This is a genomic window from Nocardia flavorosea NBRC 108225, from assembly GCF_001613385.1.
GTDB classification, from domain to species: Bacteria; Actinomycetota; Actinomycetes; order Mycobacteriales; family Mycobacteriaceae; genus Nocardia; species Nocardia flavorosea.
This window is the reverse complement of record NZ_BDCG01000020.1, coordinates 44,637-66,330: the sequence shown is the minus strand read 5'-3', so window position 1 is coordinate 66,330 and position 21,694 is coordinate 44,637. Positions and strand designations below refer to the sequence as shown.

At 68.4% G+C, this 21,694-nt stretch carries 14 protein-coding genes; 8 read left to right on the top strand and 6 right to left on the bottom strand.

The features are described 5' to 3' along the window. Positions 1–274: 274 nt before the first annotated feature. Positions 275–2,731 carry a VanW family protein gene (locus tag NFL01S_RS26570; protein WP_245670897.1) on the bottom strand — a complete coding sequence of 819 codons (2,457 nt, stop codon included), beginning with the start codon at positions 2,729–2,731 and terminating at the stop codon, positions 275–277. Positions 2,732–3,116: 385 nt separating this feature from the next. On the opposite strand from NFL01S_RS26570, the gene gnd reads away from it, so the two are divergent. Next, positions 3,117–4,148 carry a phosphogluconate dehydrogenase (NAD(+)-dependent, decarboxylating) gene (gnd, locus tag NFL01S_RS26565; RefSeq protein ID WP_062979044.1) on the top strand — a complete coding sequence of 344 codons (1,032 nt, stop codon included), beginning with the start codon at positions 3,117–3,119 and terminating at the stop codon, positions 4,146–4,148. Between the two features lie 163 nt (positions 4,149–4,311). Here the strand turns inward: gnd and NFL01S_RS26560 are convergent, their stop codons facing one another. Then, positions 4,312–5,604 (bottom strand): acetyl-CoA C-acetyltransferase, encoded by a 1,293-nt coding sequence (locus NFL01S_RS26560; RefSeq protein WP_062979043.1) that lies wholly within the window; start codon positions 5,602–5,604, stop codon positions 4,312–4,314. Positions 5,605–5,887: 283 nt separating this feature from the next. Between NFL01S_RS26560 and NFL01S_RS26555 the strand changes: the two genes are divergently transcribed. After that, a complete protein-coding gene (locus NFL01S_RS26555) occupies positions 5,888–7,246 on the top strand; it encodes a 3-oxoacyl-ACP reductase (RefSeq protein WP_062979042.1) in 1,359 nt (452 codons plus the stop codon). After that, the gene (locus NFL01S_RS26550) at positions 7,246–8,112 is read left to right on the top strand and encodes a MaoC family dehydratase (protein ID WP_062979041.1); all 867 of its coding nucleotides are present in this window, start codon (positions 7,246–7,248) and stop codon (positions 8,110–8,112) included. Before NFL01S_RS26555 ends, NFL01S_RS26550 begins: the two co-directional genes overlap by 1 nt. A 236-nt stretch (positions 8,113–8,348) precedes the next feature. On the opposite strand, the gene pgfA is transcribed toward NFL01S_RS26550, so the two are convergent. Beyond that, positions 8,349–9,521, bottom strand: coding sequence for a cell envelope lipid trafficking protein PgfA (gene pgfA / locus NFL01S_RS26545; protein ID WP_157116961.1), 1,173 nt, complete (start codon positions 9,519–9,521; stop codon positions 8,349–8,351). Positions 9,522–9,813: 292 nt separating this feature from the next. On the opposite strand from pgfA, the gene NFL01S_RS26540 reads away from it, so the two are divergent. Beyond that, positions 9,814–10,968 carry an acyltransferase family protein gene (locus tag NFL01S_RS26540; RefSeq protein WP_062979068.1) on the top strand — a complete coding sequence of 385 codons (1,155 nt, stop codon included), beginning with the start codon at positions 9,814–9,816 and terminating at the stop codon, positions 10,966–10,968. 536 nt (positions 10,969–11,504) lie between these two features. On the opposite strand, the gene NFL01S_RS26535 is transcribed toward NFL01S_RS26540, so the two are convergent. Next, positions 11,505–12,122 carry a TetR/AcrR family transcriptional regulator gene (locus NFL01S_RS26535; protein ID WP_062979039.1) on the bottom strand — a complete coding sequence of 206 codons (618 nt, stop codon included), beginning with the start codon at positions 12,120–12,122 and terminating at the stop codon, positions 11,505–11,507. A 215-nt stretch (positions 12,123–12,337) separates the two neighbouring features. Continuing rightward, positions 12,338–13,507: a glycoside hydrolase family 3 N-terminal domain-containing protein gene (locus NFL01S_RS26530; protein WP_062979038.1), complete on the bottom strand. Its 1,170-nt coding sequence runs from the start codon at positions 13,505–13,507 to the stop codon at positions 12,338–12,340. 104 nt (positions 13,508–13,611) lie between these two features. Here NFL01S_RS26530 and NFL01S_RS26525 point away from each other — a divergent pair, with 104 nt between their 5' ends. The 4 genes from NFL01S_RS26525 to NFL01S_RS26515 all read left to right on the top strand — a co-directional run bounded on the left by NFL01S_RS26525 (position 13,612) and on the right by NFL01S_RS26515 (position 20,383). Next, positions 13,612–14,124: a universal stress protein gene (locus NFL01S_RS26525; RefSeq protein ID WP_062979067.1), complete on the top strand. Its 513-nt coding sequence runs from the start codon at positions 13,612–13,614 to the stop codon at positions 14,122–14,124. Positions 14,125–14,455: 331 nt separating this feature from the next. Continuing rightward, positions 14,456–15,547 (top strand): isochorismate synthase, encoded by a 1,092-nt coding sequence (locus NFL01S_RS26520; protein ID WP_062979037.1) that lies wholly within the window; start codon positions 14,456–14,458, stop codon positions 15,545–15,547. A gap of 328 nt (positions 15,548–15,875) precedes the next feature. Continuing rightward, the gene (locus NFL01S_RS34795; RefSeq protein ID WP_084493275.1) at positions 15,876–16,046 is read left to right on the top strand and encodes a DUF2613 domain-containing protein; all 171 of its coding nucleotides are present in this window, start codon (positions 15,876–15,878) and stop codon (positions 16,044–16,046) included. A gap of 68 nt (positions 16,047–16,114) precedes the next feature. Then, entirely contained in the window at positions 16,115–20,383 is a 4,269-nt protein-coding gene (locus NFL01S_RS26515) for an alpha-(1->3)-arabinofuranosyltransferase (RefSeq protein WP_084493274.1), read from the top strand. Here the strand turns inward: NFL01S_RS26515 and NFL01S_RS26510 are convergent. Next, a complete protein-coding gene (locus NFL01S_RS26510) occupies positions 20,340–21,692 on the bottom strand; it encodes a polysaccharide biosynthesis protein (RefSeq protein WP_371851862.1) in 1,353 nt (450 codons plus the stop codon). The genes NFL01S_RS26515 and NFL01S_RS26510 overlap by 44 nt on opposite strands. Positions 21,693–21,694: the final 2 nt, after the last annotated feature.

Genomic DNA, 21,694 nt, shown 5'->3' with positions numbered 1-21,694 from the left:
TGCGTATAAGAGGCCGGACAGGTAAGCGGAGAGGCGGTGCTCAGGCTAACCCGTCACGCTTCACTCGATGAGTCCCGCGGTAGCGGACACAGTCGGTGGCACTGCCGACACAGTCCGCACACCGCGACGTATCCCCGATCTCTCCCGAGACCGGACCGGTTTCACCTGCCCGACGAGGAGACCACCGTTCCGGGTGGATGCCCCCGGCGGCAACAGGCGGAAGCCGACCGGGCACCGGCCGGCAGCAGTCGATCACCTGCTTCCGGCCGGGACTTCAGCGGTTGCCCGCCCGGTTGGTCGGCCGGCTGCCCTCGTTGCCGCTACTCGGCTCGGCCGTCGGCGCGGGAGTGTCCTCGGGCTGTTCCTCATCTGACTTCTCGTCGTCCGGGGAAACGCATTTCACCTCGGGAACCGGGTCGTACTTGACCGTCCGGGTGTGCCGCGAAATCTCCCGGCCCGTATTGATATCGGTGATCACCCGGGTGTCGGCGATCGTGAAACCGGGCGCTCCCGTGGAGGGGATACAGTCGTCGCCCTCGGGCAGGGTGATGGTTTCCGGTTCGGTCGGCTTGGACTTGTCACCGGTGATGGACTCGACGTTCACCGTTTTGGTACCCCAGATACGGACCGTCACTGCGGAGCTGTCCGCAAACGCCTGGATGTACACGCCGTGCGGGCTGTTGTTGCGGAACTGCAGGTCGATGGCGCCGTCGAAGACGGTCGCTTCGCGGGCGGCCGGGTAGCGGGAGATGTAGTAGCTGTGCTCGGTGTGGCCCGCGTCCTCGAGCCCGGCGAAATAGGCGGCGTTGTAGAGAGTCGTGGCGAACTGGCTGATCCCGCCACCGACTGCCGTGCTGGGACGGCCGTGGTCGATGATGCCGGATTCCACATACCCCTCGGCCGCGCCGCGGGTGCCGGTATGCCCGTTCAGCGAGAACGTGTCACCCGGTTTCACGACCGCGCCGTTCACCTCTTGCGCGACGGTGCGGATGTTCACCCCCGAGGGACCGGAGAAACCACCGGTGGTGAACTCACCCACCACCTCGGTAATCCCCAGCGACTCCGCCGCCTGGGTGGTGAGCTTCGGTTCGATCCGCTCGTAGATCGCCGCGGTGGTGCGCTGCGGCCCGGCAGCGGCCAGCATCGCCGGCAATTGCTCCAGCGATTTCGGCCAGTTGATCTTGTCGCCGACGACGGCGGGTACCACGGTCGGCGCACCGGAGAAGGTGAAGGTCGCATCCTTCGGTTCCACCTCGGTCGGCGCCAGCTGCGGGGCGAGCAGATCCGTCGCCACCTTGTGGTCGAATTCGACGCGCAGACCGCCGTGGCCGTCCGGGACGAACTTCACGATGGCGGCGATCTGCTCCGGGCTCAGAGTCGCGGTTCCACTACCCTTACCCGAATACACCACCGGTGCGCTCACCGCGGGCTCGGCGATCTCGTGCAGCGCCTTTTCGATGGCGTCGCGCCGGACCGCGGGGGGCGCGGGCGTAACGGGCAGATCCAGGGTGTTCGCCGTGGCCCACTGATCGGTGAGCACGGTCCGCGCCGCGGCCGTGTCCAGAATCCGGCCCGGCACCGGATCGACCGCGACCGGCCGGGTGCCCTCGAAGGCGATACCGCCCTCGACCGGCGGCTGATCGTGGACCCGCAGTTCGTCGAGAGTGCGTCCGAACGCGGCCTCGTCGACCGTGCTGGCCACCGTGACCTCGCGGGTGGCGACGAAGGACAGCAGCCGGGCCGCCGGATTGAGCGGTTGGCCACCCACCCGCTCCCAGGTGGCGTCCCAGTCCACACCGAGGCCGGCGGCGCTGGGGACCAGCTCGGTCTGCACATCGGCGATCTTCACCGGAACCACTTCGCCGGAGCGGGCGTCGAGTGTGGTCTGCAGCTTCGCGCGAGCCTGGTCCTTGTCCATTCCGCCGATCGCGACCCCCGCGACCTCCACACCACGCGGGATGCTGCCGGAAGTCATCACCAGGTCGGCGATATAGCCCACCAGGGCGATACCGAACACCACGGCGGCGGCCAGGAGGACGCGGCGAGCGGTCGCGGAACCGCGGAACCGGTCGCGGAGGCCGGACAGCGAACGCATGTTGCCGTCGTCTCCGCCGTTGCCGCCGGACCCGCCCGGACGGCCTTGCGGTGAACGGGGTGGCATCGGGGGGACCGAACCGCTCTGGGCGAGGGCATCGGTCGCGGCGGTGTCATCGGAGTAGGCCGACCAGGCGGCCTCCTCGCCGGCCAGGCGCTGCGTGAGGGCGGAGGAATCGAAGACTTCCGTGGGAGCGTCGGAATCGGGGCCGGTGGTGGCATAGGCGTCCAGCGGCGGGTTGGGGCCGGTGCGCGGCAACTGCCGGGTCGCGAAATCCGGTCCGGCCGGGTCGACGCCACCGGTCTGCTGCGGGCCGGTATACCCCGCCGCGAGCGGCGCGGCAGCCGGGCGGGAAACGGTCGGAGCGGAGCCGGAGGTTTGGACGGGCGAGCCCGCGGATACTGAATCTGGGGAGGCGGCGTGATCGTCCGCGCCGGGCGCATCCGTCGGCGGGTTCAACCACGAGCTGCCGCCGCGCCAGCCGGGCGCGACGGATTCCGCCGGATTCGGTTGTGCGGGCGGCTGTGCCTGCTGGTCACGACCGGTATGCGGCGGCTGAGAGAGGCCGCTGCCCGTCAGTTGTGGTCGGCCGGGGTCGTGTCTGTCGCCGCGGTCGGTATTCGATTCGCCGCTCACGAACCGTCCTCCCCAATCGATATGTCCGGGGACTCGCGGGTGCGAGCCTTCGCCAACGATAGTTGTCCGAACTGTAATCTTCAGTGCCTGATCGATCACAGCTGTGCCATCGGGCGGTCCGTTCAGTGTCTCAATTGAGACACCGCACAGTAGCCGGGCGATACCGCACACCGGCCTGCACGGCCTGCGCGATACCGGTCCGGACAGCAAAGTGGCCCCGTGTAGTCGCCGGGTCGGGGGTCAGGCGAATACACGGAGCCAACCGGTATATCGACGCCGCCGGCAGAGCGTTACACCTACGCACACAGAAGTTCGCGACAGCGGCGGGCACAATCGACTACGACCTGCGATCCGGACCTCCAACCCAGGGAAAAGGGGACGCGAGATGCAGTTGGGCATGATCGGGCTCGGCCGGATGGGCGCAAACATCGTGCGGCGGATCGTCGCTGCGGGCCATACCGCGGTGGGCTGCGAACGCCATCCGGAGGTGATCACCGGCCTCTCCACCGAATTGGGCGACGGTTTCCGCGGCAGTACCGATCTGCGGGAGTTCCTCGCAATGCTGGACACCCCACGCGTGGTCTGGGTGATGATCCCTGCCGGGGCGACCGGCGCGGTCATCGATCAACTGGCCGAGTTGCTCGAACCCGGCGATATCGTGATCGACGGCGGCAACAGCCGCTATCACGACGATATCGCCCGCGCCGCGAAGCTCGATCCGCTCGGCCTCCACTATCTCGATATCGGCACCTCCGGCGGGGTCTTCGGCCGCGAACGCGGTTTCTGCCTGATGGTCGGCGGCGAACCGGAACCGTTCCGGCGGGTGGAGCCTCTGCTGCAAGCAATCGCGCCGGGTGTTGCGGCCGCGCCCCGCACGCCCGGCCGTACAGGTGAGCCGGGCCCGGCCGAACAGGGGTATCTGCACTGCGGTCCGGCGGGGGCCGGGCATTTCGTGAAGATGGTCCACAACGGTATCGAGTACGGCGTGATGGCCGCCTATGCCGAGGGCCTCAACATCCTGCACAAAGCCGACTACGGCAACCGCGCAGCGAGCGAGTACTCCGCCGAGGAAACGCCGCTGGAGAACCCCGGGTATTACCGCTACGACATCGATATCGCGCAGGTCACCGAGGTGTGGCGGCGTGGTTCGGTGGTCGCGTCCTGGCTGTTGGATCTGACCGCGGCCCAGCTGCACGCCGATCCGAACCTGGACTCCTTCGGCGGTCGTGTCTCCGATTCCGGCGAGGGCCGCTGGACGCTGGACGCCGCGGTAGATATCGGGGTACCCGCCCCGGTCCTCTCCGCCGCCCTGTTCCAGCGCTTCGCCTCGCGCGGCGAATCGGGCTACGCCGACAAAACCCTCTCGGCAATGCGCGAGGCCTTCGGCGGACACCACGAATTACCGGGCACCGGATAACCGGCGATATCGAGTTTCACCGCGGCCGGGACACTCCCGTGGACCGGGCCGTCCATACCGGCGAGCTCCCTGCTCCCGCCGGTATCGACGGCCCGGTCGAATGTGGGTCGAAACCGTAGATCACCGACCCTGCGCCGCAGACGACGGCGCAGGATCACGGCTCTCAACGCTCCAGAATGGCGACTACACCCTGCCCACCGGCGGCACAGATGGAAATCAGCGCACGGCCGGACCCCTTCTCGGCCAGCATCTTGGCCGTCTGGGCGACAATCCGCCCACCGGTGGCCGCGAAGGGATGCCCGGCCGCCAGCGAGGATCCGTTGACGTTCAGCTTGGTCCGGTCGATCGGGCCGAGGGCACCGTCGAGACCCAGCCGCTCCTTGCAGTACTGATCCGATTCCCAAGCCTGCAGGGTGGCCAGCACCACCGACGCGAAGGCCTCGTGAATTTCGTAGAAGTCGAAATCCTGCAGGGTCAGGCCGTTGCGGGCCAGCATGCGGGGCACCGCGTAGGTGGGGGCCATCAGCAGACCGTCGGGGCCGTGGATGTAATCGACGGCCGCGACCTCGCTGTCCACCAGATGTGCCAGTACCGGCAGGCTGCGGTCGGCGGCCCATTCGTCGCTGGACAGCAGTACCGCCGAGGCGCCGTCGGTGAGTGGTGTGGAGTTACCGGCAGTCATGGTGGCGTCGCCGAGCTTCACGCCGAACACCGGTTTCAGGGTGGCCAGTTTCTCGACCGAAGAGTTGGGGCGCAGGTTGTCGTCGCGGGTGAGTCCGAGGAACGGGGTCACCAGATCGTCGAAGAAACCACGTTCGTAGGCGGCGGCCATGTTCGTATGCGACAGGTAGGCCAGTTCGTCCTGCGCCTCGCGGGCGATACCGAATTCCTTGGCGGTGACGGCCGCATGTTCGCCCATGGACATCCCCGTACGCGGTTCGGCATTGCGCGGAATCTCGATACCGACCATGCCGGGCCGCAACTGCCCCACCAGTTTGAGCCGTTCGGCATTGGTGCGGGCGCGGTTGATGTTCAGCATCCATTCGCGCATCCGCTCGCTCACGCCGATCGGCGCATCCGAGGTGGTATCGGTTCCGCCGCCGATACCGGCCTCGATCCGGCCGGCCGCGATGGCGTCGCCGACGGTGACCACGGCCTGCAGGCCCGTACCGCAGGCCAGTTGCAGATCGTGGGCGGGGGTGTAGGGGCTGAGCGTGCTGCCGAGCACGCTTTCCCGGATCATGCCGTGTTCGCCGACGCGTTTGAGGACGGCGCCGCCGGCGACCATGCCCAGGCGTTCGCCCTGCAGGCCGAAACGGCTCACCAGACCGTCCAGGGTCGCGGTGAACATGTCCTGGTTGGAAGCGTGCGCGTAGGCCTTGTCGGAGCGGGCGAACGGGATGCGGTTGCCGCCGACGATGGCGACCGGACGGGTCGAACGGGGTGTGGTGGTCACTCGGGTCTCCCAGGTTGTCGAGTTGGCGAGATGGTCGGGTGTTTCCGGCTCCGGATCCGCGGTACCCGGCCGCGGCGGCCGACGCCCGCCCGCGATCGGTTTACGATAAACTTACTCCGGAGTAAGTTCAATGTCGACACCGCCTCCGGCGACTGTGCGCCGGCTAACCTGCCGACCCCGCTCCCCGCGGGTGAGCGCAGTTCGGGCAGCAACGGCGCCGGTGCGGCGGTACCGGCGCACGCCAGGTACCGATACCACTCGAGCAACAGAAAAGGTGGGAACAGTGGCAGCCAAGAGCAAGGGCGCACCCAACCTCTACGGATCGTTCGTCAACTCCGCGCCCGGCGGGTTCCTCGCGAACAAGCTGGGCCTGCCGAAGCCGGAGAAACTACGGCGCTATACCCCCGGCGAGCCCGCACTGCCCGGCCCGGTCCTGCTGGGCGGTAAGGGCCGCGTGGCCGAACCGCTGCGCGCGCTGCTGGCCGGCGACTACACCTTCGCCGATGCACCGGCCGCCGGCACCAAGTACGGCGCGCTGGTCTTCGACGCCACCGGCATCGGCAGCATCGAGGATCTTTCCCAGCTCTACCAGTTCTTCCAGCCGGCCATGCGCAGTATCGCGCCGTCGGGCCGGGTGCTGGTCATCGGTACCACCCCGGAACTCGCCGGATCGGTCGAGGGCCAGATCGCCCAGCGGGCGCTGGAGGGCTTCACCCGTTCGGTCGGTAAGGAACTGCTGCGCGGCGCCACCTCGCAGCTGGTGTACCTGCACCCCGAAGCCTCCCCGGCAGCCACCGGGCTGGCCTCGACGCTGCGCTTCGTCCTTTCGGCCAAATCGGCGTTCGTGGACGCGCAGGTGATCCGGGTCGGCAAGGACGATTCGACCGCACCCGCCGATTGGAACCGCCCGCTCGACGGGAAGGTCGCCGTGGTCACCGGCGCGGCGCGCGGTATCGGCGCCACCATCGCCGAGGTTTTCGCCCGGGACGGCGCGACCGTGATCGTCGCCGATATCCCCGCCGCGGGCGAGGCACTGGCGGAAACGGCGAACAAGGTCGGCGGTACCGCGCTGGCACTCGATGTAACCGCCGCCGACGCGGCCGAGCGGCTCGCCGAATTCGCCACCGAACGTTTCGGCGGTATCGACATCATCGTGCACAACGCCGGGATCACCCGCGACAAACTGCTCGCGAACATGGACGAAGGCCGCTGGAACGCGGTACTGAACGTGAACCTCGCGGCCCCGCACCGGATCACCGAGGGCCTGGTGTCCTCGGGTGCTTTGAAGGCGGGCGGCCGCGTGATCGACGTGTCCTCCATCGCGGGTATCGCCGGTAACCGCGGGCAGACCAACTACGGTGCCTCCAAGGCCGGTGTCATCGGCATGGTGAATGCCGAGGCGCCCGCGCTGGCCGAGAAGAACATCACCATCAACGCGGTGGCTCCCGGATTCATCGAAACCGCCATGACCGCCGCGATCCCGCTGGCGACGCGCGAGGGCGGCCGGCTGATGGCCTCGCTGAACCAGGGCGGGCAGACCGTGGACGTTGCCGAAACCGTCGCCTTCTTCGCGAGCCCGGCGTCGAACGCGGTGAACGGCAATATCGTCCGCGTCTGCGGCCAGAGCATGATCGGCGCGTGATGACCGAGACCATCACCCTCGACGAACCCCCCAAGAACGGCAGTCTCTATGTGAAGGCGGCCTTGGGAGCGGTTCCGCTGCCGTTCGTATCCGGCCGCGCACCGGCCATCCCGGACCGCGAGGTTCGGCTCGAGGGCCTACACGTGGACCCGGAACATCTGGCCGCGTACTGCCGCGCCACCGGGTTGCGGTTCGGCGACAAGCTGCCGCTGACCTACCCGTTCGTCATCACCTTCCCGATGGTGATGAAAATGATCGTGCAACGCGATTTCCCGTTCGTCGCAGTGGGTGCCGTCCACGCGGAGAACCTGATCGAGCGCACCCGCGATATCTCGGCCGGCGAACCGCTCGATATCACCGCGCATATCGAGAACCTGCGCGAGCACCCCAAGGGGTTGCTGGTGGACGCGATCAGCGAGATCCGGGTCGGGCGAGAACTGGTGTGGCGGCAGGTGACAACGTTGTTGCACCAGCAGAAGACCTCGCTGTCGGGTGGTCCGAAACCCGAGCCGAAGCCGGAAGAGGTACCGCCACCCCCGCTGCGTACCCTGCGGGTCGACCAGGCGACGATCACCCGCTACGCGAACGCCTCCGGCGATCAGAACCCGATCCACACCTCGGCATTGGGTGCCAAGGCATTCGGCTTCCCACGGGCCATCGCCCACGGTATGTGGTCGGCGGCAGCGATTCTGGCCACGCTGGAGGGCCGGATCCCCGGGGCGGTGTCCTACGCGGTGAAGTTCGGTAAACCGATTCTGCTGCCCTCGACCGTGAACGTGTACGCGGATCGGACTCCCGACGGCTGGGAACTCGCCCTGCGACATCCCAAGAAGGGCTACCCCCACCTCACCGCCGCTCTGCGCTGAACCGACGCTTTCCGGCGGACACAGATCCCGCTCCCGTCATCCCGGGAGCGGGATTCTTTCGTTTCGGCGACGAGGAATGCGATGCCCCGGCGATCGGCTGCCGCCGCGGGCCAACGGCCGGTGTCCACCGGCTGCGACGGCACAGCATTTCGCCCGGCTACGAAAAAGCTCCCCGGACCTGTGGTCCGGGGAGCTTTTCGTATCGACCTTGTTCAGGCGACCGTTTCAGCCGTGGTTCAGAGATCCTTCGGCATCCTGATGGTCTCCGTCGGTGCGTCCGCACCACTGCTGCGCGGCAGGGTGGTGGTCGGCGCATCCGAGCCGGCGGGAGCCGGGCCGCCGGGACGGCTGCCCGAGGGACCACCGGCGCGGGCCGGTCGGCCGGAACCGCCACCCATGACGCCGAGCAGGATGCCGGCGATCAGCGCGATGACACCGAGGATGCCGAGAACGATCGGCAGGATACGGCCGAACAGCGAGAGCTGGTCGATATTGTCCTTGGCGATCGCGAGCTGGGCTTCGACGGTATCGGTATCGAAGACCAGATGCGATTTGAGTGCGGGCACCTCGGGCTTGTCGGCGGAGCGCCCGTAGAAGATGTTCAGCTGCTCGCCGCCCTTGACGACCGTGCCGGTCTGCGGCTCGACCCACAGGTCGCGGACGTTGCTGTAGAAGCGCGACATGGTGATCGGCTCTTCGCCGCCCTCGAGGCCCCACTTGGCGGCCGGCAGGCTCAGCTTGTTGGTGGGCAGGTTGGAGACCTTGGACAGATCGGTCACCGGGACGTTTTGCCGGAAGTGGTAGACCGTGGTGCCGTTGATCTCGGTCTCTTCGACGAACTCCATATCGGTGCTGGTCTCGGCGTAGACGTCGAAGTACGGGTAGTTCTTCTTTTCCGTGCCGATCGGGAATCGGTACTGCAGACCGGTGCGATGGACCGGTTCGGCGATACTCTCACCCTTGCTGTTGGTCGACATCGCGATCGACCCGTTGGGGTCGGTGGATACCGGTTCGCCGGTCTTGCGATCGATGGTGACCCGGTCGACGTAGGCCGACAGCACACCGGTATCGCCCCGCTTGTCGATCCGGCGCAGGGTGTTACCGGCCTGAATCGTCATCTGATCGGCATCGGACGGGTCTTCGATGGTGAGGAAACGCTGGGAGACGAGCGGAACGTTCTCGTTGACCTCTGCGCTGCGCCCCTCTTCGGTCAGCGAAGTCGAGTCCAGGACCAGGCTTTCCTCGTCCGGCTGGTTGACCGCGACGGTGGTGATCTCGAGATCGAGGGGAGTTTTGGCCATTTTGCCGACGGTGTAGGTAGGGATCATCAGCGCGGCAACGATCAGCAACGCGCCGAGACCCACGAGCACGCAGGCAACCGTCCTTCTGGTTCCGGCACTCAGTGCCATGCAATGTCTCCTCGTCGTAGAACACAGGTCGTTCCGCGGGTACAGCGGGGCGCCGCGGCACTCGTGAGCCCTGACACTAACAGCCACGGCGTTTCGTGGGCATTGGCGAGGCCGGAATCGGACCCAAATCGGCAGGAGTCTAGCGCGCATTGTGAAATGCCGCCTTCCCCGCAGCGCGAGCGGGCGGGCAGACTGGGAGCCGATGACCACCACCCCGACCACCGAACCCGGAGCTCAGCCCGATATCGGCCATACCGGACCGGGCGCCTTCAGCGGAGCACCCGCCGCTGTCATGGGGGCTTCCGGGCCCGGGACGACCGCGGCGTCCCCGGCCGCCGCCCGGCAGCGTTCCTTTCTCCCCGCACTGGAAGGTATGCGCGGGCTGGCGGCGCTCGGGGTGCTGGTCACCCATGTGGCGTTCCAGACCGGCGCCACCGCGATACCCGTTCTCGGCCGGCTGCTGGAACGTTTCGATATGGCGGTCGCCGTGTTCTTCGCCCTGTCGGGCTTCCTGCTGTGGCGGCCGCACGCACTGGCGGCCCGCGGTCTCGGCGACGCACCCACCCTCGGCTACTACCTACGTCACCGGGTAGCCCGGATCGTGCCCGCGTACTGGCTCGTTGTGTGTGCGGTGCTGATCCTGGTTCCGGCCGCCGCGGACACCGCCGGCGTGCAGGTGTGGTTGTCCAATCTGCTGCTCCTGCAGGTTTTCATTCCGCTCACACTGACCGATGGACTCACCCAGATGTGGAGTCTGTCGGTGGAGGTGGCCTTTTATCTGGTGCTGCCGCTGCTGGCCTGGCTGCTGCACGGTCTGCGTGGACGCGCGGCCACCGCGCGAGTACCGGCCGTGCTGCTGCTCGGCCTGGTGTTCCTGGGCTGGAACTTCATACCGGTGCCGACCCCGGGCGGCATCCACGCCGACAACTGGCTGCCCGCCTACATACCGTGGTTCGCGGGCGGCATGCTGCTGGCCGAACTGATCTGCGACGAGCCGCGGGCGAGAGGGCGGCGGATCCTCGGCAATCAGCGACTGATGTGGGCGATCGCCGGCGTGACGTTCGCACTCTCGGCCACCGACCTCGGCGGGGTCGCCGGATTGACCCGGGCCGAACCGTGGCAGTACGCGGCCAAAATGGCTCTCGGCACGGTGATCGGTTTCGCCCTGCTCGCGCCCCTGGTCCTCGGTCCGGCCGATAAGAGCCGCCGGTGGCTCACTTCGGCCCCCGCGGCCACGGTCGGCCGCTGGTCCTACGGCATCTTCATCTGGCATCTGGCCGTGCTGTCGGTGATCTTCCCGGTGTTCGGGATTCTGCCCTTCCACGGCGACTTCGTGAAGGTCCTGGTGCTCACGGTCGCGTTCACGCTGCCGATCGCCGCGGCGAGCCACGCGCTGGTGGAGGAACCCTGCCGGCAGTGGGCCCGGCGCTTCGACCGGCGGAGCTGAGTTACGCCGGGTCAGCAGGAACAGTCGCAGCACTCACAGCAGCAGCCGTCGCCACCGCAGCACCGACCGCAATCCCGACAGCAGCCGGCACAGTCACAGCAGCTGCCGCAATCACACCCCCGGGAGGCCCAGGACTTCCGCCGTTCACCGTTGCACGGATTGATGTGCTCGGCACAGCACGCATATCCGGTGCAGTACTGGGTGAGCAACAGCCGGATCGCCTCGCCGGGTCCGGGACGCCGGGGTTTCGGCCTGCGCTTCGGTCAGCAGACTCAGCACTATCGCATCGATCGGTGGCGGCACGGGCGATCTGTCCGCCACCGTCGCGCAGGCCCAGGCACAGGCCACACATATGGGACTGCCAAAGACCGGGATCGATACCGTATTTCGCTGCGCCGCGTCGGCACGGCCGCAATAACCCGAACACCTCGCCCTCCCCGCGGACGTCGTCCTCCGCAACGACCGCTGGCCCGAAACTACGGAGCGTCGGGATCGGTCGCAAGCCGCAGAAAACCACGGCTGCTGGGGAATTCGGACTATTCGCCCGATTCGCCGGCGGTATCGGGTTTGCGGCCGGACAGACCGCGCCAGGCCAGCGCGTCCAGCAGATCCACTGCCTCGGCCACATCGATCCGCCCGCCGGCGACCGTATCGGCGATCGCCTCTCCCGCACCGATCACGGCGACCGCGACGATATCGAAATTGGTACCGGGTTCGGCGTGCTTGGCGCTGGACTCCAGCAGTTTCGCGGTGAGTTCGATAACCCGCTGGCGGGCGTTCTCGATCTCGGAGGCGAACGCTTGCTGGCCGAGCGCCTGCCGGTAGAGGACCTGCCAGGAATTGCGGTGGGTATCGACGAATCCGAGGAACCCCTCGAGCGCGGTGCGCAATTGCTCGTGCGGACTGAGCAGCGGGTTACCGGCCGGGGCGACCGACTCCAGGAACCGCATACCCTCGCGTTGGATACACGCGCGGAACAATTCGTCCTTGGAGCCGTAGTAGAGGTAGAGCATCGGTTTGGAGATCTCGGCCTCGGCGGCGATGGCATCCATGGAGGTTTCGTGGAAGCCTTTGCGCGAGAAGACTTCGACCGCGGCATCGAGCATCTGCTGCTCGCGCACCGCTCTCGGAAGTCTTTTCGTACCGCCCGCCATCACGTCTCCTACCGCATCGAGCCCTTTATATTACTCCAAAGTAAGTTGCCCGGGCCCGGAAACCACCCGGCGGCGCACGTGCGCCGCTCGCGGATCGGAGACGGTCCCGGAACTCCGGGCGAAGGTCAGCACTGTACTCGGATAGCGGTCACCGGCGACGCGTACACCGGACAGCGGTGCGGGCCGGTCGGCACCGCGCGGCCCTCCCCCGGAAATCAGCAGGCGCGCGGGATCTGCTTGTAATCGGCCATCCGCAACACCGACTCGTCCACCCGGTCCATGGGCAGCCGGCCCGCGGCCACTGCCTCCTCCAGGCGGTCCAGCACCTGGCCCACAGCGTCGGTGCTGATCCACAGGGCGTTGTCGGCACCGGCGACCAGGGTTGCCTCGACCGCCTCCGGGATGGACATGCGGTCGGTGATGGCCGCCATACCACTGAGGTCGTCGGTGAAGATCACGCCGTCGAACGGGGCCGCGCCGTAGCCGGAGCCCTGCCGCAGCAGGCTCATGATCTCCGGGCTGATACTGGCGGGCACACCGGGCGTGGTCAGGCCGGGAACATCCAGATGCCCGACCATCACCGCCGAGCCGCTGTCGATCAATTCCCGGAATGGCACCAGATCACGGGCGGCCAGCTGCTCCAGTGGCGCCACCTGGACCGCGCCCAGGTGCGAATCGCCGGTACCGGCGCCGTGGCCGGGGAAATGCTTGAGCACCGTACCCAGCCCCATTTCGTGCATGGCCCGGATATAGGCATCGGCGTATTCGGTGACCACTGCCGGATCGTCGGAGAAGGAGCGGTCACCGATCACCGAATCGTCGGGCTGCGAGCTCACATCGATATCGGGCGCGAAATCGACGGTGATCCCCAGGTCACGCATGGCGCGGGCGCGGTCGAGGGTGGCGTTGTAGAACTGCTCGGCCGTCATCGTCTGCGCGGTCTCCCGGGCCGACGGCGCGGTACCGATGAGGCTGCCCAGCCGCGATACCCGGCCGCCCTCCTCATCAGTGGTGACCATCAGCGGCACCTTCGCCTCGGCCCGTACCTGTTCGAGTTCACCGCTGGTCAACAGCGACAGATCGGTCCAGCTGCCGACGAAGATCCCGCCGACCTGATGGTCGCGCACCACTGACAACGCGTCATCGGTACCGGTGACCCCGACGGTGAGCAGCTGCGCCAGCTTCTCCCGGGTGGTGAACTGGCCGAGGTACTCGGCGGCGCAATCGTCCGGGGTCGTGGTGGTGGGCGCGGGCGCGGCACTCGTCCCGCCCTCCGGGGAGCGCTCCCCGGGCGTGGGGGTTCCGGTGCCACCACCGTCGCCGCCGGCGCAGGCGGTCAGGATCATCGCGAGCACCGCGAGCAGGACGAACGGCAACTTCCGCATCGTTGCACGGTATCCCGAGCGCCACGTACGCAAAAGCTCGGCTCGGTTTCGGGACAGCGGTAATCTGGAATCATCTGCTCGCCGGCTCCGCCTCGGAGGTCGTCATGCCCTGCGATCTGATGCTCATCGCCTACGACGGGTCCGAACACGCCAAACGCGCGATCGAATACGCCGGGCGCTTCCTCACCGCGAACAGGGCGGTGGTGCTCACCGCGTGGGAGCCGATGGTCCGGCAGGCCGCCCGCATCTCGGGAATCTCCGGGATGGTGCAGCCGGAATGGGTGCCGGACGAGGATATGGAAGATATCGCCTATACGACCGCCCGCGAGATCAATGCCGAAGGTGTGCACCTCGCCGGGCTGGCGGGATTGAACGCCGAGGCCCGTACCCAGGAATCCACCGGCAGTATCTGGCACGCGATCGTCGAGGTCGCCGACGAACTCGATGTCGACATCGTCGTCGCCGGCACCCGCGGCGCAACCGGTCTGCGCGCCCTGGTGCACAGCAGTGTGGCGGACGCGGTCCTCAAGCACTGTCATCGACCGGTCTTCCTGGTACCACCGGTGCCGCGGGACCGCACGCTGGGCAACGGGCACAGCCGGCGCGCCGAAACCTGACGATCCGGGCGGCACCCCTGGCCACGGGTCCGGAAACGCATACGGTCGTCCGGCCACGATGGGCGACCACGCCGGACTTCGGCAGTGATCCCGTACCGGCACCGGTCCCGCGCTGTCGGCGATATCCGGATCCGGTGGACCAGCCACTCGGTGGAACAGCAGAGACCCGGTTCTCGTCGCCTTCCCCCGGCCGACGCTCGGCGATCAGACACCCGACCTCATCCGCGGCGGCGTGGAGCAACTTGCAGGCCCATCGGTCCACCGTTGCACGAGATCGGAACCTCGGTGTGGTCATGAGGCCGTGCCCTCTCGATGGAGTTACGGTCGGACCATGACCGGGTTCCTGCTGGCACGACCCGATAGCGTGGTCCGCGCAGACGGCGTGCGCACCACGTTCCGCGATCCGTGGCAGGCCGTCGACGCCCTGCACGGTGGCACCGCGGCGATCACCGGCGCGATCCCGTTCGACCCGCGCCGGGCGTCCGCGCTGGTCGAACCCGAGAAGTTCTCGCATACCGCGGGCCCGTGGCGACCTGCTGCGCTGCCGGAACTCCCCCGCATACGCGTGGTGAGCGAACAGCCCTCCCCGGACGAGCATCGCGAGCGGGTCGCACGGCTGGTCGGCATCCTCGCCGACCCGGCCCCGCCGCTGCGCAAGGTGGTCGCCGCGCGATCGGTGTCGGCCACGGCGGACACCGCCCTCGACCCGCAAACCCTCGCCGCCTACCTGCTCACCAGACATCCGCGCGCGAATGTTTTCGCTGTCGATCTCACCCCTGCCGGAGATACCGGCGCGATCCTGGTGGGTGCGACCCCGGAGACGCTGGTCCAGCGCACCGGGTCGTCGGTCACGGTGTATCCGCTGGCCGGAACGCTGCCACGACTGTCGGACCCCGGAGCTGACAACGCCCAGGCGCAGCGGCTGGCGTCGAGTACGAAGAACCGGGCCGAGCACGCGTTCGTCGTCGACTGGATCACCGAACGGCTGAACCCGGTCTGTGTCCGGCTCACCGTGCCGGCGCGCACACAATTGGTCAGCACCCGCGACGTATGGCATCTCGGCACCCCGATCCACGGTGTGCTGCGGGATCCGGCGCCCAGCGCCCTCGAACTCGCACTGCTCCTGCATCCGACGCCGGCGGTATGCGGCACTCCCACCGCCCAAGCACTCGAATACATCACCACTCACGAGGAAGACCGCGGGTTCTACGGCGGTGCGGTGGGCTGGTGCAATTCGAGCGGCGACGGGTGCTGGGTGGTCGCGATCCGCAGTGCACGGCTATCGGCCGACGGCCTTTCCCTGCGTGCCTGGGCCGGCGGCGGAATCGTCGCGGCCTCGGATCCACAGGCCGAACTCGACGAGACGACGAGCAAACTGCACACCCTGCTCGGCGCACTGGGCATCCCGGAGAAACGCGAGTGAGGGTGCAGATCTCGATGTGGGCCCGCCGCACCGTTCAGCGGGATCTGGATCGAATACTCCTACGTTCGGCACGGGCTCGCCCAGCGGACCGGCGCGGTCGTTGTTTCCCTCGCTGAAATACGGCCCGGCTGCGCGATCGCGTCCGGGCCGTGGTCCATGACGGTTCGGCCGCACAAAGGCCGCAGGTCGCCGCGGGGAGAACACGCCCGGCCGTCGCCGCCGGACGGTGGCACCCAGTAGGGTGAAACGCCGGACTGTACGTTTCCGGACCGGCGCGATACTGCTAGGTTGGCCCGGATACTGCCTGCATCTAGTTTGGAGTGCTGCGATGAAGTTTGCTGTCCCCGGTATTGCGAGTGCGGTGGGCGGTGCCCTGCTGGGCGCGATCGCGGTCTTCGCCATCACCGCCGCAGTACAGCAGAACACCCGCCCCGAGGTGGACCGCAGCGGTAACGCGGACAGTTCGCTGCTCAACAGCGTCGAATACGGCAAGCGCTGAGACCCCTCCCGACCCCGCCACGTCCCCGCCCGGTACTTGCGGCGGGGACGCCGAACGCCTGACCCACGGTGCCCGAGCAGTCCGAAACCGCAGCCTCGCCGCGCGCGGAAACCGGTAGCGAGCCGGAATCGGCCGACCGGCTGGGACCGCGGTGGTTCGCCGGATCGGCCGTTATCGCCTTCCTGCTCACCTTCCTGCAGGCCCCCGGGCTGACCGTCGCCGATACCAAATACGACCTGGCCGAAAACCCACTCGGCTTCCTGGGCCGGGCCGCGCATATGTGGAGCAGCCAAGCTCCGATGGGGCAGGTCCAGAACCAGGCCTACGGCTACTTCTTTCCGCACGGCGCGTTCTTCGCGCTGGGTGATCTCCTCTCGATTCCCGCCTGGGTGACCCAGCGGACCTGGTGGGCGCTGCTGCTGCTCGCCGGGTTCTGGGGTGTTGTCAAACTCTGCGAAACCCTGGGTATCGGCGGGCGCGGAGCGCGGATCATCGCCGCCATCGCGTACGCGCTGTCCCCGCGGGTGCTCACCACCCTCGGTTCCATCTCCTCCGAAACCCTGCCCATGATGCTGGCGCCGTGGGTACTGCTCGCACCCGCGGCCCTCGGTACGGCCTACCGGCGGCGCCGGCACGGCGGAGCGCGGTCGCCGGCCGGAAGTGCGCTGGCCCTGGCGCTGATGGGCGCGGTGAACGCGGTCGCGACGGTGGCGGCCTTCCTGCCCGCACTGTTGTGGTGGGCCAGTTACCGGCCCAACCGGGCCTGGTGGCGGTTCACCATGGCCTGGGTACCGCTGCTGGTGCTGGCGGTTGCGTGGTGGGCGGTGCCGCTACTGCTGCTCGGCCGGGTGAGCCCGCCGTTCCTCGACTACATCGAATCGTCCGGAGTCACCACACAGTGGGCGTCGCTGGGGGAAGTACTGCGCGGAACCGACAGCTGGACCCCGTTCGTCTCGCCGGAACGGATCGCGGGCGCGGTGCTGGTCACCCAGCCCGCCGCGGTCCTGGCCACCGGCCTGCTCGCCGCCGCGGGGATGGCGGGCCTGGCTATGCGTTCGATGCCCGGGCGCGGGCGGCTGGTGTTCATCCTGTGTGTGGGCCTCACCGGTATCTGCGCTGGGTATGTGGGCCAGCTCGGCGGGCCGTTCGCCGAAAACGTCCGCATCTTCCTCGATTCCGGCGGTGCGCCGCTGCGCAATGTGCACAAATTGGAACCGCTGATCCGGCTGCCGCTGGTGCTGGGGCTCGCGCAACTGCTGGCCCGGGTGCCACTGCCCGGTTCGGTACGCGCCGGGCAGTGGCGCAATGCGTTCGCCAACCCGCATCGCGACCGCAGGGTCGCGGTGGCGATGCTGATCCTGGCCGCGCTCGCACTGTCCACCTCGTTGGCCTGGACCGGCAAACTCGCGCCGCGCGGTGCCTACGACGAGGTGCCCGGCTACTGGCAGCAGACCGCCGAGTGGTTACGCGACAACGCCGCCGATACCCGGGCACTGGTGGTCCCGGGCGCGCCTTTCGGCAGCCAGGTCTGGGGTCTGACCAGGGACGAACCACTACAAGCACTGGCCGAGACCCCGTGGGCGGTCCGGGACGCGGTCCCGTTGAATCCGCCGGGAACCATCCGCGCCATGGATTCGGTGCAGCGGCTCATCGCCGACGGCCGGCCCTCGGACGGTCTGGCGGCCGCGCTGCGCGGACAAGGCATCGGAGTGCTGGTGCTGCGCAACGATCTGGATCCGGATACCTCCCGGTCGACCCGGCCGCTGCTGGCGCACAGCGCGGTGGAGGGGTCGCCGGGGCTGCGTAAGGTCGCGGAATTCGGTGAGCCGATCGAACACGGGTCCGGTAACGACGAATTCGTGGTCGACGCCGATCTCCGCCCGGAGTATCCGGCGGTGGAGATCTATCGCATCGAAACTCCGGTGCCGGGAACTCCCGCCGAGGTACGCAGTGGCACCGGTGCGCCCGCCGAATTCCCCGGGGCATACACCGTTCCGCTCGCCTCGGTCCCGAGGGTGCAGGGCGGATCGGAGGTCCTGGAACGGCTCCACCGCGACCCCGCGACCTCGCACGAGCCGACTCTGCTCGCCGCCGATGCCGCCGCCGCGGGCCTGCCGGTGGGCCCGGTGACGGTGACCGATACCCCGATGGACCGGGAAACCGATTTCGGCAAGGTCGACAATCACAACTCGGCCTTGCGCGCCCCCGGCGACGCCCGTCGCACGCACAACCTCGTACCGGATTACGCGGTCCCGGGTGCCGAACCGGTCCGCGGCGACTGGACCGGGGCCACCGTCACCGCGTCCAGTTCGGCCGCCGATGCCACCCAGATCGGTGGTGCCGCGCCGGGTAATTCGACCGCGGCGATCGTGGACGGCGACCCCACCACCGCCTGGATCAGCAATGCGGGGGAATACGCTGTCGGCCAATGGCTGCGGCTCGATATGGACGAACCGTTCAATTCCGGGCTGCTGCGTTTCACCAGCACTCCCGCCGCCATCGGCGACCCGGTGAAATGGGTGGAGGTGCGCACCGACAACGGCAGTGTCTCCGCCCGGATCGGTAAACCCGGCGAGCCGGTTTCGGTGCCGCTGCCGGTGGGTTCGACGGACTGGGTGAAGATCACGGCGCGATCGACCGAACGCGGCAGTACGGGTGGTCAGTTCGGGATCAGCGAACTGGCGGTCGAGGACTACTCGGTACCCGAATTTCCTGTTCCGGTCGAAATCCGGCACCGCACAGTACTTCCGGAACCACCGTCGGGCGCCACGGTGACCGGCTGGGATCTCGGACAGGAATTCCCCGGCCGCAACGCCTGTTTCGACGCCCCCGACCGTGTTCGCTGCGGGAAGGGATTGGCGCTGGCCCCGGAGGAGATGGGTGCATTCAGCCGCACCCTTTCGGTGCCCGCACCGGTGACGGTCGATCCTCATCTCACCGTCCGGCCACGGCAGGGCCCCGCACTGGAGGCGCTGCTGACCGATCCGGCCCGGCCGGTGGCGCGCGGGGCATCCGATGTCGGCGATCTACGCGGCTCGGCCTTCGCCGCTACCGACGGCGATCCGCGCACCAGCTGGACGGCTCCCGAAGAGACCGCCCGCGATACCCGCGGTCCGAAACCGACGCTGACCATCGAACTCCCCGAACCCACACTGGTGACCGGGCTCGAACTGTCCCCCTCGCTCGGCGGGCTGCCCGCCGCCCCGACCTCCGTGGCGGTGAACCTCGGCAACGGGCCGCAGATCCGCGAACTCGACGACCCGGACGCGATGTCCCGCATCGACCTGCACCCCACCGTAACCGATCGGATCGAACTGAGTATCCGCAGCTGGGAATCGGTTCTGGACCGGACCGCCCTCGGCTACCACCAGGCTCAGCCCGCCGGGCTGGCCGAGGTGAACGTGCTGGGTCCGCAGTATCCGCCACCCGCACCGGACGACCGGATCGTCACCATCGGCTGCGACATCGGGCCGACCATCGCGGTCGGTGGCCGTCTGGTGCACACCAGTATCACCGCCACGGCCGGCGAACTACGTTCCGGCGCACCTATTGCCGCGCAAGCCTGCCCGGACTCCGCCGCGCCGCCGGTACCGGAGACGGACCCCGAGACAGCCCAGCCGGTTTCGCTTCCGGCGGGCGAGGTCGATGTGCTGGTCGCACCGACCGAACTGTTCTTCGTCGACCGATTACGGCTGGCCGGTACACCGCCGGCGCCGCCCGTCGCCGACAGCGGAACCCAACTGCTCACACTTCCGCTCAGCACGAATATCGGCTGGCGGGCCCACACCGCTGACGGGCAGGAACTCGATCCCATCGTGGTGAACGGCTGGCAGCAGGGTTGGCTGGTCCCTCCCGGTACTACCGGACCGGTGACGGTGTCGTTCCCGATCGACACCTGGTACCGGGTCGCGATCTTCGGTGGTCTGTTGCTGCTGATACCCCTGCTCGCCCTTGCCGTTCCGCGCGGACCCCGCGACGATCCGGCCAGTCCGGTGCCGGCACGGCGCACTCCGTGGACAGCCGGCGCTCTGGCACTGACCGCCGCGACCACGGTGATCGCCGGACCCACGGCCACCGTGCTCACGGTGGCGGGCCTGGCGGTACTGCGGTTCGCGCCGCGGCTGCCGCGGCGCGCCCTGGCGGCCGTCGCCGGAATCGGTACGGCGGTATCGGCCGCCGCACTGTCGACCGGGCCGTGGCGGATGCCGGGCGGCTATATGGGTGATTCGCTGTGGGTCCAGGTGCCCGCACTCGTCGCGGTGATCGCGGTGGGTCTGGCGGCGCTGCCGCCGATTACGCGGCGGCCACGGCGGGACGCTGGGCCGCCGCCCGAATGACCAGCAGCGCCACCAGAGCGGTGGTCGCGCCGGCGACGAGCGCGGCGGTCACGATGAGGGCGGTGACGGAATTCGCCACGACCAGCATCAACACCACCTCGAGCACCAATCCCACCCAGGCCAGCGCGGCCGACGCGGTCCGGTTCACCGCGATCGCCGAGAGCAGCGCGCCCTGCAGAACAGCCAGGATCGCGCCGTGCAGCGCGAACAACCACAGCAATCCCTGGATCGGGGCATAGTCGTGACCGGCCAGTAACGGCGCGAGCGGAGCCGCCACCGCCGCACCGAACACCGCAACCACACCGATACCGGCGAGCACCGCGAGCGCCGAACGTATCGCCGAACCGGACGACGCCGGCTGCGCCATCCGCGGATACAACACCACACCCACTGCCTGCGGTAGCCAAAACGCGATCTTGGTAGCAATGGTGCCCAGCGCGTACCGGCTGGCATCGGGTTCCTCGAGCACCATCCGGACCACGATCAGATCGGCCGACGACAGCGCCATCAACGCCGCCTGCACCTGCGCCGCCCGCAGCACCGCGGCCACATCGGCCAACCCCGGTTTCGCACCGGCGCCGGATCCGGCAGATACGGGGATCGTCCCATCGGCTCCGGCCTGCTTCGGCCGTGCCTCGGTCAGCCCGGAATCCACGTCCGGCGAAGTCGCCGGGGAAATGGAATCACCGGGCAAATCCATCCCGCGACCCGCGCCGTGATTTCCGGCCGTCTCCGCATTCCCCGCCACAATCCGCCCGTACCCGGCCGCCGCGGCGACACCACCGGCCGCTGCCCACAGCGCCGCCGTGGCAGCCCCACCCACGGCCAGTACCACCAGCGCCGGAACAACCTTCGCGATACCGGTCACCCCCAGCACCATCGCCAATCCGCGGAACCGCTTCTGCCCTTGCAGCACCCCCTGCTCGCCTGCCAGAACGACCAGGGCGGGCGCCGACCCGAGCGCGGCCGCAGCCGCCGCGACCCCCACGTCCAGCAACACACTGACCACCGGGACCAGCACCGCTGCCGCGGCTGCCACCAGGACCGCACACCGCCAGCGCAGCCCACGCAGCGCCGCGATATCGGATCCGTGCACGAGTTCGCGTGCCACCACGTTCTGCAAGGCCAGCGCCGGCACCGCGCACAGCAACTGGACGGCCAGCAGGCTGGCGAATTCGCTGTACCCGGCCACACCGAGCCAGCGCCCCGCCAGCAACTGGAGCAGATAACTCGCGATATTCGCGGTCATCGCACCCGCCGTGACCAGGGTCATGTCCGCCACGGCGGGAAGACGGCGAACGAACTGCACGC

What these genes read in the sequence shown, in the direction of transcription:
- NFL01S_RS26535 (WP_062979039.1), bottom strand. Translation starts at nt 12,122, where the DNA reads ATGGCGGGCGGTACGAAAAGACTTCCGAGAGCGGTGCGCGAGCAGCAG.
- gnd (WP_062979044.1), top strand. Translation starts at nt 3,117, where the DNA reads ATGCAGTTGGGCATGATCGGGCTCGGCCGGATGGGCGCAAACATCGTG.
- pgfA (WP_157116961.1), bottom strand. Translation starts at nt 9,521, where the DNA reads ATGGCACTGAGTGCCGGAACCAGAAGGACGGTTGCCTGCGTGCTCGTG.
- NFL01S_RS26550 (WP_062979041.1), top strand. Translation starts at nt 7,246, where the DNA reads ATGACCGAGACCATCACCCTCGACGAACCCCCCAAGAACGGCAGTCTC.
- NFL01S_RS26530 (WP_062979038.1), bottom strand. Translation starts at nt 13,507, where the DNA reads ATGCGGAAGTTGCCGTTCGTCCTGCTCGCGGTGCTCGCGATGATCCTG.
- NFL01S_RS34795 (WP_084493275.1), top strand. Translation starts at nt 15,876, where the DNA reads ATGAAGTTTGCTGTCCCCGGTATTGCGAGTGCGGTGGGCGGTGCCCTG.
- NFL01S_RS26525 (WP_062979067.1), top strand. Translation starts at nt 13,612, where the DNA reads ATGCCCTGCGATCTGATGCTCATCGCCTACGACGGGTCCGAACACGCC.
- NFL01S_RS26540 (WP_062979068.1), top strand. Translation starts at nt 9,814, where the DNA reads ATGGGGGCTTCCGGGCCCGGGACGACCGCGGCGTCCCCGGCCGCCGCC.
- NFL01S_RS26520 (WP_062979037.1), top strand. Translation starts at nt 14,456, where the DNA reads ATGACCGGGTTCCTGCTGGCACGACCCGATAGCGTGGTCCGCGCAGAC.